At 71.0% G+C, this 11,095-nt stretch carries 5 protein-coding genes; 4 read left to right on the forward strand and 1 reads right to left on the reverse strand.

Annotated elements, in window-relative coordinates; genetic code table 11:
- The first annotated feature begins 177 nt into the window (after window positions 1-177).
- From QSK20_RS20790 to QSK20_RS20805, 4 genes are read left to right on the forward strand one after another with little or no spacing between them, the layout of a single operon-like run.
- Window positions 178-3,456, forward strand: coding sequence for a DEAD/DEAH box helicase (locus tag QSK20_RS20790; RefSeq protein WP_285790265.1), 3,279 nt, complete (start codon window positions 178-180; stop codon window positions 3,454-3,456).
- Window positions 3,434-4,996, forward strand: a complete 1,563-nt coding sequence (locus QSK20_RS20795; RefSeq protein WP_285790266.1) for a hypothetical protein — start codon at window positions 3,434-3,436, stop codon at window positions 4,994-4,996. Before QSK20_RS20790 ends, QSK20_RS20795 begins: the two co-directional genes overlap by 23 nt.
- Window positions 4,996-7,329, forward strand: coding sequence for a DUF8727 domain-containing protein (locus QSK20_RS20800; RefSeq protein WP_285790267.1), 2,334 nt, complete (start codon window positions 4,996-4,998; stop codon window positions 7,327-7,329). The genes QSK20_RS20795 and QSK20_RS20800 overlap by 1 nt, the downstream gene beginning before the upstream one ends.
- Entirely contained in the window at window positions 7,329-9,485 is a 2,157-nt protein-coding gene (locus tag QSK20_RS20805; RefSeq protein ID WP_285790268.1) for a hypothetical protein, read from the forward strand. The genes QSK20_RS20800 and QSK20_RS20805 overlap by 1 nt, the downstream gene beginning before the upstream one ends.
- A 28-nt stretch (window positions 9,486-9,513) precedes the next feature.
- Here the strand turns inward: QSK20_RS20805 and QSK20_RS20810 are convergent, their stop codons facing one another.
- Window positions 9,514-11,094: a serine/threonine-protein kinase gene (locus tag QSK20_RS20810; protein WP_285790269.1), complete on the reverse strand. Its 1,581-nt coding sequence runs from the start codon at window positions 11,092-11,094 to the stop codon at window positions 9,514-9,516.
- Between the last annotated feature and the right edge of the window lies 1 nt (window position 11,095).

Below are 11,095 nucleotides of genomic sequence, written 5' to 3' on the forward strand. Positions count from 1 at the left end.
TCCGGCGGTGCCCGGGTCAGCCCGTTACCTGGCACGGCGCAGTTGGTCTGGCTGCGGTGGCGGGGCCGTTTGCCGATGCCGCGCGTCGAACCGGAGCGCACCGAGATCATCCTGGGACGTACACCGAATGGCGACGTCATCGCCGGGATCGATGGTGTCAGCGGCCGGGTCGAAGGCATGGACACCGGAAACGGGCAGGTACTCCAGCGCGTGCTGGGGGCGAGCTCGGCGCGGATCGCCTTCGTGGTGGACGTCGACCGGTCGCCCCGACACGGACCCGGCGGACCGCGGCCGGGGGTGTGCCTCGCGGTCAACATCCACAGTTACGAACGGGGCCCCACCTGGGAGCCGCTGTCGATCGGGGTCGGTGACAGGCCGCTGGAGACGGTCGTCAGGGCCGGCGGTCTGCGCAAGGAGCAACGACCGGCCGCACGGGCGATCAGTTGGATCACCCAGCGACTCCTGTTGCCGGCACTGCCGGGGTCGCCCGCTGGCACGCCCGGCCGGTTCGTCTCGTCGGCGGGGGTCGACGGGAACCTGGCGCGGGAGGCGGGGTTCCGGATTCACGGTCGGGGCCTGGTCGCCGATGTCAAGGCGGTGGGCGACCGGCTGGAGGTCGTCCGGGTGGTTCGCCAGGTGCGGGGTGACCAGCCGGGCGTGATGAAACTCGTCCACTGCGACGTCACCTTCACGGACGTCTCGGCGGCCACCGTGCTGGAGGCGGCCAAGCGGCGGCAGATGGCCGAACTCGCTGCGGGCCGGGGTTTCCTCGCCATGTGGAACGACTACAACCGCCTGGAGAGTCAGTACCTGTCGAGAACGGTGCGCCAGATCGGGTTCGCCCAGTACCACCGGGTCGAGCGGCTGAAGGACGGCACGTATCGCTTCACCACGGCGAACCCACACCTTGGCGAAGGCGACATCGGGTCGCTCGCGGAGTATGCCCGGCAGCTGACCGAGACCGGCGAGTCACTGGAGTTGGAAGCCGCACCGCGCCTTCCGGCGGTGCTGACCGGTGCGTCTCCGGAGGAGCCCTCGGCCGAAGAGGACTGGGGGCTGCTGGACACCGAGATGCCCACGGACACCGTCAGCGGCACCGTGGTCCGTGCCGATCCGCAGGCTGGCACGATCGACCTGCGGCTCACCATGCTCGAGGTCCAGACGCTCGGCGGCATCGGGATCAAGCGGCGGGTGGAGCCGCCCGATGCCGGATTCCTGTACCGCTCCTTCCGGGGCGACCGCCGGCAGATGCTGCGACGGCGGACGGCATGGCGGCGTGTGCTCGACCGGGGCACGCGGATACCGCACCTGCTCTCGCTGCTCGAAGGAGAGCGGGTGGAGGTGCCGGTGCTGTCCCGGATCAAGCCCCGGTCCGTCGCCGCGCTGGACCGCTTCCACGGCGGTCAGCCCACACAGATTCAGGAGATGGCCCTCGACGTCGCCCTGAACACGCCGGACATCGCCATCATCCAGGGGCCGCCCGGCACCGGCAAGACCCAGGTGATCACCGCCTTGCAGGCGCGGCTCGCCGAGGAGGGGCGGGTCTTCGCCCGGGTGCGGGGCAGCATGCTGCTCGCCAGCTACCAGCACGCCGCCGTCGACGAGCTGGTGGAGCGATCGGTCGTGTTCGGGCTGCCGGCGAACAAGATCGACCGGACCGGCCGGGGAACGACCGTCCAGACCGACCAGTGGCGGCGGGACGCGATCGACTCGGTGACCCGGACCATCGTCGGGAGCGCGCACGGGCGCAGCCTCACGGCCCTGCAGGCCGTGGCGGCTACGCACGCGGGATACCTGCTTGCGCCGAAGCCCGCCGCCGGTGTGGCGCGGATGTTGAAAGACATCGAGGAGCAGGTCGGTGACCTGGTGCCCGGCCAACTCGCCGACGAGCTGCGCCAGCGTAGGGGCGCGTTCGAGCGGACGTCTACCGACGGTGCCGCAGTGCTGACCGATGAATGCGAGCTCGCGATCCGTGCGGTCCGCGGCCTCCGGATCTCCCCGGAGTCGTTCGGCGACGACGGGCCGCGCGTGGCGGCCAAGGTGTTGCGGCGCGTCCGCGCGTTGCCGGACGTGGGCGATCAACCGGACGTGGCCGAGTGCCTACGGGTGCTCGCCGAGGCGGCAAGTTGGTCGGCACCCGAGCCGCCACCGGCCCTGCCGAGCTTCGCCGCGGTGCGGGACACCCTGCTCGACCGGCTGACGCCGACGACGGGGCCCGCCCCGGAACCGGTGGTCGATCCGGGCGTGGCCGACCTGCTGGCCCGAGTGACCAACGCGCTGGAGGAGCGTGTGCGGGAGACCCGTGGCGACGGCGCCGAGCTCGCCCTCCTGGATTATCTCGAGGCGCTCAAGGGCGACCCGGAGGCGGTGGCCTGGACCCTGCGCGAGTACACCGCCTCGTACGCGGCGACGTGCCAGCAGGTCAGCTCACCCTCGATGGCCGACGCCAAGCAGACCAGGGTCGACGACGTGGTGTTCGACACCGTCATCGTGGACGAGGCGGCTCGTGCCAACCCGCTCGACCTGATGATCCCGCTCATCCACGCGGGGCGGCGCATCGTCCTGGTGGGCGACCACAACCAGCTTCCGCACATGCTGGAGCCGGACGTGGAGCGGATGTTCCAGGAGCGCGACCCGGCCGCCCCGGCACAGCTCAAGGAAAGCCTGTTCGAGCGGCTGTTCACCCGGTTGGGCGGTCGGGACGCACCCATCCGACGCGTGGTCACGCTCGACACCCAGTTCCGGATGCACCCCGTGCTCGGTGACTTCGTCAGCCGCAACTTCTACGGCGGCGGGCTGCGGTCGGGACGGCCGCCCGAGCATTTCGTACACGACCTGCCCGGCTACGGATCGGCGGTCGCCGCCTGGCTGTCGGTGCCGCCGGAGCGCGGTCGGGAGTACAGCGCGCGGAGCAAGTACCGGCCGGTCGAGGCGCGTCGCGTCGCCGAGGAGGTCAGCAGGTTGGTCCGCGCTGCGCCGAACCTGACCTTCGGCGTGATCTCGTTCTACGCGGCGCAGGTCCAGGAGATCTGGAAACAACTGGAGCGGCTCGACCTCGCCAAGCGGACCGACGAGGGCTACGAGGTGCCGGACTCGCTCCGGTACGGCGTCGACGGCCAGCGGGTCGACCGGTTGCGGGTCGGCACGGTCGACGCGTTCCAGGGCAAGGAGTTCGACGTCGTGCTTCTGTCGGTCACCCGTTGCTGGCCGGAGAGCGAGCAGCCGCCGGACGTCACCAGCCCCGCATACCATCGCTGGGTCCGTCGGCGGTACGGGCACCTGATCCTGCGCAACCGGCTGTGCGTCGCGCTCAGCCGGCAACGGCGGCTGCTCATCGCCGTGGGTGCGGACGAGATGTTCGCTTCCGGCATCGCGCCCACCGAGGTCGCGCCGTTGGTGGACCTGCTCCGACTGGCTCGGGAGGAGGGCGGCCATGGCCGCTTCGTTTCCGGCTAGCGCGCGGGTCGTCCAGTGCGCTGCCGCACCGCGCCGCTCGGCGCACCGGCTCGGCGTGCTGTGGCCGGCGTGGGCGTACCGGATCACGGCGCCCATCCTCCAGAAGCGCGGCCTGGACCTTTTCGAACGCGCGGTGCTCGGGCTGTGCCAGGCCGGGGTGCGTAGCCCGGAGGGGATCGGTGAGCTGCTGGGACTCGACATCCGGCTGTGTGCCCACATCCTCGATCGCGCCACCACGGCCGGGCACCTGGACCGACACCGGGAGCCGACAGAGCAGGGACGGGAGAGCCTGCGAACCGGTTCGGTGATCGAGTCGCCCGAGTGGCGGGTGTTCTACGTGTTCCAGGACCCCTTCACCAACGAGCTGTGGCCGCGTACGGTCGAGCAGCTCGAGGACGCCTACGTCCTCCTCAGTCGGGACGACGAGGTACTGCTCCAACTCGGCACGGCGGGGAAGGACGACAGGCTGCGCGCCCGCCGGATCGTCCCGCCCGACGGGGTGCCACCGAAGCCGAGCGTCGCCCAGGTGCTGGGGGCGGTCAGCACGGACCACGCTGATCGCCGGGTGGAGCAGGTCCGGGAGTTCGAGCGGGCGCAGGGCCTGGAACCGGTCGCCGTACCGGAGGAGACCCTCCTCGGCAGCAGAGGGCCCGGCGCGTTCGGCGGTGCGGCGTCCGACATCCACCGGATCTCCTTCGTCGCCGAGGAGGAACCCGTGTTCCTCGTGTGTTTCGTCGAGGCGAACGCTGCCGGGGCGGGGAGCCACGCGGAGGGCTGGGTGGCGCACGACCCGTTCGGCGTGGGACACAGCGACCTGCTGCGGACGCTGATCGACCGGTACGCCCCCGACGACAGTCAGATCGACGAGGACATCCGGCAGCGGGTGGAGGCCGAGGTGGAGCGGGCGGGCAGGCGCCTACGGGAGGCGGAGCACGAGGCGCGCGGTCCGCTCGAGGTCCGCATGGTGCACGACCTGGGCCCGGCGATCCGTGATCATCGGGCCGCCTACGACCTCATGATGGGTGTGGAGATCGCCGTGGCGCGGGGCGACCGGGTCGACGCGATCGACCACGTCATGCTGGCCACCCAGAAGCTGTACGAGGAGCTGTTCCGACGGATGGCGGTCGCGTACCCGCTGCCCCGCAAGACGGAGGCCGAGTTTACGAAGTCGCTGCGGGTGCGGCGGGCCGGATTGGAGAAGGCGGCGCAGGTCGTCGGCTTCCACACGCTGCCCGGCCTCTACAACCGGGACCTCGGCTCCGGCGCGCCCAAGCCGTACGTCAAGGACCTCGTCCCGTACTGCCTGCTCGCCGCGGCGAGCAGTGCCCACCCGGGCCACCCGCTGCGCCGGATGGCCCAGCGCCGTCCCGACCTGCTCGAAGCGCTCGAACTGCTCAACCCACTGCGCAACCGTGCTTCACACGCCGCCCCCGACCCGACGAGCGTGCAGGACGCCCGGTGGTGTCGGAGAGTCGCCCTAGAAGCCGCCCGCGAACTCATCAACCTGCCCGAAGTCGAACCTGAGAGGAAAGAACGCTGATGGCGCGGAGGAGGACCCCGCCGAAGAAGCAGACGCCGCCCGCTCCACGCCCGCGGACGCGACCCGCCACGGGCCCGGCCGACCTGGTCGAGGAGGCGGCGGACGCGGCGGCGAAGGCGAAGGCGGTGCTCCCGGACAGCGTGCCGCTGTCCGAGCCTGCGGCCACACCCGAGACCGGCGTCGACGAGTCCACGTTGCGGTCCGCGTACGAGCGGTACGCGCAGGCGCAACAGGCGTACGAACTGGCGTTGCGGGAACTCGACAAGCGCGGGGCCGCGGTTGCGGCGGCCGAGGCGGAGGTGGCCCGGCGTGCCGACGAAATCGACGAGCGGGATGCCGTGCAGGACGCCCGCGAGATGGACCTGCGCCGCAGGGACGACGAGGCGGCCCAGCTACGGGTCAAGCTCGACGAGCGGGACAGCGAACTGCTCGCCGGGGAGATGAGGCTGGTCGAGCGGCAGGAGCGGGAGAAGGAGGAGATTCTCGCCAGTGCCCGGGTGGCGCTGGCGGCCACGTTGGAGCGGGTCGAGGCGGAGCGGCGGGCGCTCGACGAGGAGCGGGAGCGGGGGCGGGAACAGCTCCGCGCCGAACTCGACGACCAGCGGCGGCAGTTGCACGAGGAGCGGGTGCGACTGCAGAAGGAACGGCGTGAGCTACGCGACCTGAAGCGGGAGCTCGACCTCCGGCAGGAAGACCTGGACGACCTGAAGGAGCTTTACGACGAGCGGCTGGAGAACGCCGCGGAGGCCGCCACCGAGAGCCTACGGTTGCAGTACAAGCACCTGGAGGAACGGCACAGCGCGGCGCGTGAGCAGCTCGACCGGCTGGAGGAGCAGGCTGCCGAACTGGAACGGCTCCGGCGGGCGTTCGGCCATCGGGAGCCGCGCGACGTGCTCGAGAGCCTCGCGACCCTGGAGAGGGAGAACACCGCGCTACGCCAGAGCCAGCGTTCCTTCCCGGAGGACGCGATGGCGCGTCTCACCGCGTTGCAGGAGGAGAAGCTGCACTGGGCGGAGGAGCATGCCGTGCTCGTCGCCGAGAACGCAAGCCTGCAGCGGCGCCTCGGCGCGTACGAGAGCAACGCCGTCGAGTTGGAACGCATGAAGGTGACCAAGGAGGCGGCCGAGGCGACGGTGCGTGCGTACCAGGCGACCGTGGAGGACCTCCGGAAGGACATGGAGGGGCTCATCGAACGCCGCGAGGGTGCTGCGCCGTTCCCCGCCTGCACGAAGATGGACAGCACCTACGGCACGCCGCCGGAGGAACTGCTGGACGAGGTACCCCCACTGCCGGAGCTGATCTCCCGAATTCGGGCGTACATCGCCCAACAGCACCGGATCTACTACTCCGAGCGGGATCTGCGCTGCTTTCTCGCCGGTCTGGCGACCAGCCAACTGCATCTCCTCCAGGGCATCAGCGGCATCGGCAAGACCCAGCTTCCGCAGCGGTTCGCCGAGGCCATCGGCGCGGCGTCGTCGATCGTCTCGGTCGGGGCGGACTGGCGTACGCCGCAGGACCTGATGGGCTACTACAACGCGTTCGAGCGGAAGTTCTACGAGTCGGAGTTCACGCAGGCGCTCTACCAGGCGCAGTGTCCGGAGTTCGGGCGGCAGCCGTTCTTCGTGGTCCTCGACGAGATGAACCTCTCCTACCCCGAGCAGTACTTCAACGACGTGTTGTCCGCGATGGAACTCACCCAACGGCGGGGCGCCGCACCGCCGAGTCTCGTGCTGATGAGCGCCGGGGTCGAGCCCGCTCCCGCCCTTCTCCGCGAGGGCCGGAAGCTGCTCCTGCCCGGGAACGTGTGGTTCGTCGGCACGGCCAACCACGACGAGACGACCGTCTCGTTCGCCGACAAGACCTACGACCGCGCGCACGTCCTCGAACTGCCCGCCGAACACCAGTCCTTCAAGCCGCAGCCGGTCGAGCCGCTCGGGGCGATCTCGACGGCCGCGCTGAAGCGATCCTTCACGGCGGCCCGCAGGCAGCACGGCAAGCGGGTCGACGACGTCCGCGAGTTCCTCGACGGGGCGCTGGCGCCACGGATGCTGAGCGAGTTCCGCATCTCCTGGGGCAGTCGGGTACGCCGGCAGCTCGGCAGCTACGTGTCGGTGGTGCTCGCCAGCGGTGGCTCGATCACCGAGGCCGTGGACCACGTCGTGGCGACCAAGGTCCTACGTAAGCTGCGCGGACGCCACGAGGTGCGGGCGCAGAAGCTCGACAACCTGCGGAACGAGCTGACGGCGATGTGGCACCTCCTGGATCCGGACGAGCCGCCGACCTACTCGATCCGTCTCCTGGACGAGGAGATCTACCTCCGCGGTGACGTGTGATGGCCGGGGTCGCGATCTGGGACCGGTTTCTCGGCCGCGAGGTGTACGCACCGAAGGGGCGCGATCCGCTCGGCCGCTACACGTTCGTGCCGGGGACCCGACCGGTCAGCATCGCCGGTCAGCCCGCCGAAGTCGGCAGGTACCTCGCCAGCGGCACCGGGCCGTGGAGACTCACGACCGATCGTGGCCGGTCGGGTCTGGCCGGCGACTTCGGGACGGACCCGCTGCCCGGCGATGTCACGGTGGACACCGTCATCGCCATTGGTGGCCACGTCCGCGAGGTGTACGAGCGGGCGGAGTCCCTCGGCACCATGCTCGCCCTGTCCCCGCTCCTGGCCGACGCCGATGCCCGGCTGCGGGAGAGCGCCCTCGAACGGGCAGTGGACGAAGGGCTGGGCTCTCTGCGAGCCGTCTGCTTCCGGCCGGCGACCCGGCTGCGCCCGGTCCACGAACTCGTGCCCGCCTCCCGGTCACGCCGGATCACCCCGCAGACGATCGCCCGGCTGGCCGCGCACAGCGAGGACTGGGCGCGGCTAGGACCCGATGGCGTCCGACCCGATCGGGTGCTCAGCCCGACGCGGGAGTTCGACACCGACCTGTACGAGAACCGTGTCGCAGCCCGACTCGTCGACCATCTCTGGCGGTTCCTCAACAAGCGGATCACCGAGGTCCGGCGGATCGACTGGATGGTCGAGGACGCGAAGCGGCTCGCCACCGAGATCGCGCAGCGCCCATGGCGTACGCACGAGCACCTGTTCGACCTCTTCGCCGGCTTCGTCAACGACGACACGTGGCAGACGCGGACCGTCGAGCGGCTCGTCGCGTTGGAGCGGCTCAGCCATGCGGTGGCCAGCCTGATGGGTTCGCCGGTCCACCGTGGCGTCAACCGGCATGCCGAGCTGGGCATGCTGCTCCGCAGTACGAACATCTTCGTCAACGACGATCGGTACCGGCGGGTCGGTGAGCTGTGGCAGGCATGGCTGAAGACCCATGCGGGCACCACCCTCCAGAGCGATCTCGCCCGGCACGTCCAACAGTGGTGCGACAGCTTCGCCCACTACAACGCGTTGCTGCTCATGCGGGCCTTCGACCAGCTCGGCCTGGAGACCGACCGATCGCAGCCGGCACCCGGCCCCGGCGGCACCGTGACGTTCGAGGGACGGCACGGCCTGGTGTCCCTCGAATGGCACGAGGACGGTGCGTTCGTCGTCCGCCGGGGAGCGGAGGCCGCGTTACGGATCGTGCCGATCCCGCATGCGCTGGCGGCGTCGAGCCAGCAGGGGGGCAACGCCGATCTGCTCACCCACCTCCACCGGGTGCCAGTCGCCACACCGACGCTGGTCCTGTATCCCGGTAACCGCGACGAGCGCGAGGGCGACCGGGTCGCCAGGGAGATCCTGCTGCGTGCGTTCGAGGGTCCGGAATCCCCCGCGCCAGCGCGCCTGCCGGTGCCGGTCTTCCTGCTGCCGGTGTCTCCGTTGGAGATCGACAGCGTTACGCGGATCGCACGCGCCCTGCGGTGGGTGATCGATGCTCCACGGCTCAGCGCGTACCCGCCGGTGGTCGCCTGCACCGACGAGGAGGGGCAGGCGATCGTCCGGAACACGAGCTGGCTCGCCGTGGCACCGGAGGGTCTGCGTGGGGTACGTCCGCCCGCCGACCACGAGCTGGCCGCCGTGCGCACTGCCACCCTGGCGCTTCGCGAGGAAACCTCCCGACTGCGGCGGCGGGGAGCCAACATCGAGCGCGTCGAGCAGCTCTGGCGCAGCCTGGACCAGGCGGCCCGCCACCTGACCGGTCTGACCTGGTGCCCGGTCTGCGACAAGCCGGCCGCGCGCCCCGAACGCCGCCTCCAGCCACGCCCTGACGGCACCTACCGGTGCGAGTGCGAGAGCTGTGGCTCTGCCTGGGAGTCGCGGCTCTGCCGCGCGTGTGGGAACACCTATCCCGTGCTGATCCCGATGCAGCAGGCCGCGACCGGCGGATACGGCGACCATCTCGACCGGGTGTTCGGGGCGGAGCTTCTCGCCGGCCCGTGCTGGATCCGGGACCGCGTCTTCATCTGCCCGCGATGCACGACCTGTGCCGAACGGGAGTCGGAGAGGTGGGTCTCCTGTGATCGCTGCGGAGATGCCCAAACCGTCAGGGGCGGATGACCGCTGCCCTCACCAATGCTGGTCGACCTCACCTGTCACCAATCGTCCGGAGCCGGACGAGGACAGCAGCGATCTCCCGGGTCTCCTCGTGGTCCGGCCCGTAGACCACGCAGAGGTCCTCGTGCAACGGAACGAACTCGGCCTTCGCCGCCTCGGTGTCCCGCTCGGAGAGCAGGAGCATGCCGATGTCGCGCCGCAGTTCCAGAGCCGTCGTGGAGACGTCGCCCTCGGCTGCCCGGACGTGGGCGAGGACCTGCCGGAACTGGCGCAGTGCCGTGGTGGCCTGACCCAGTCCGGCCCGGCAGTGGGCCGCCTGCCGGAGGCAGGCCATCGTCGCGTCACCGGTCGGTCCCTGGGTGCGCGCGAACGCGGAGGCGAGCGCGTCGAACTCCGGCAGCGCGGTGCGGAAGTCGCCACCGATGACGAGGATCGCCGCCCGGCGCTGCCGGAGGGCGAGGACACGCCGGTGCTCCGCGCCGAGCACCGCGCCGGCCTGTTCGACCATCTCGTGCAGGGCCTCGGCGGCGTGGGCGTACCGCTCGTCGGCGAGCAGATCGTTGGAGTACGCCACCGCGTCGCTGATGGCGTGGCGCAGCGCCGTGCCGGCGACCGCGTCCGGCGGCTGACTGTCGACGGCCGGGGCGGCGGCCGACCCGGGCGGGGGGTCGGTGCGGGGCCGGGGCGCGTTGGGCCGGCGGTACAGCAGCGTCGGGTCCGGCACGCCGGTGCCCGGTCGATGTGTGGCCGGCGGTGCGGCCCCAGGCAGCGGCAGGAAGGGCAGCAGCCGCTCGTACACCTCGTACGCGTCGTCGGGCCGCTGCTCGGGGCGCTTGGCGGTGAGGTCGAGCACCAACCGTTCCACTGCCTCGGGCACGTCCGGGCGGAGGGCGCGCAGCGGGATCGGTTCGTCGTAGACGTGCTGGCGCATCAGCGTGAACTCGGTGGCCCCGTCGAACAGCGGCCGACCAACGAGCATCTCGTGCAGCACACAGCCGAGCGCGTACAGGTCGCTCTGCGGAACGACCTGGGCACCCTGGACCTGCTCGGGCGACATGTAGCGGTGGGTGCCGAGGGCCTGGCCGGTGGCGGTCAGCCGGGTCACGTCGGTGCGCAGGATCGCCGCCACCCCGAAGTCCAGCACCTTCACCGTGCCGGCGTCGGTGACCAGCACGTTGTCCGGCTTGAGGTCGCGGTGCACCACGGGGATGGCGTGCGCGTGCGAGAGCACCGTGCAGATCTGGGCGGCGACGGCGGCGGCCCAGCCGACGGAGAGCGGCCGGACCGGGTCGACGTACGCCCGCAGCGAGGTGCCCCGTACGTACTCCATGACCAGGTACACCCGGTCGTACGACTCGTCGAGCGCCGCGTCGTACACCTGGGGGACGCCGTGGTGCTGGATGCGGGCGGTGATCCGGGCCTCGCGGCGGAAGCGGCGGGCGAACTCGTCGGCCTCCTCGGCTGAGGAGATCACATCCGTGCGGATCAGCTTGACGGCCACCTCGCGGTCGAGCACCGCGTCGTAGCCACGCCACACCTGCCCCATGCCACCGGGGCCGATCGGTTCGACCAGTTCGTACCGGCCGGCGACCCGGTCCTGCCGCGCTGCCACC

The organism is Micromonospora sp. NBRC 101691 (assembly GCF_030269285.1).
Taxonomy (GTDB): domain Bacteria; phylum Actinomycetota; class Actinomycetes; order Mycobacteriales; family Micromonosporaceae; genus Micromonospora; species Micromonospora echinospora.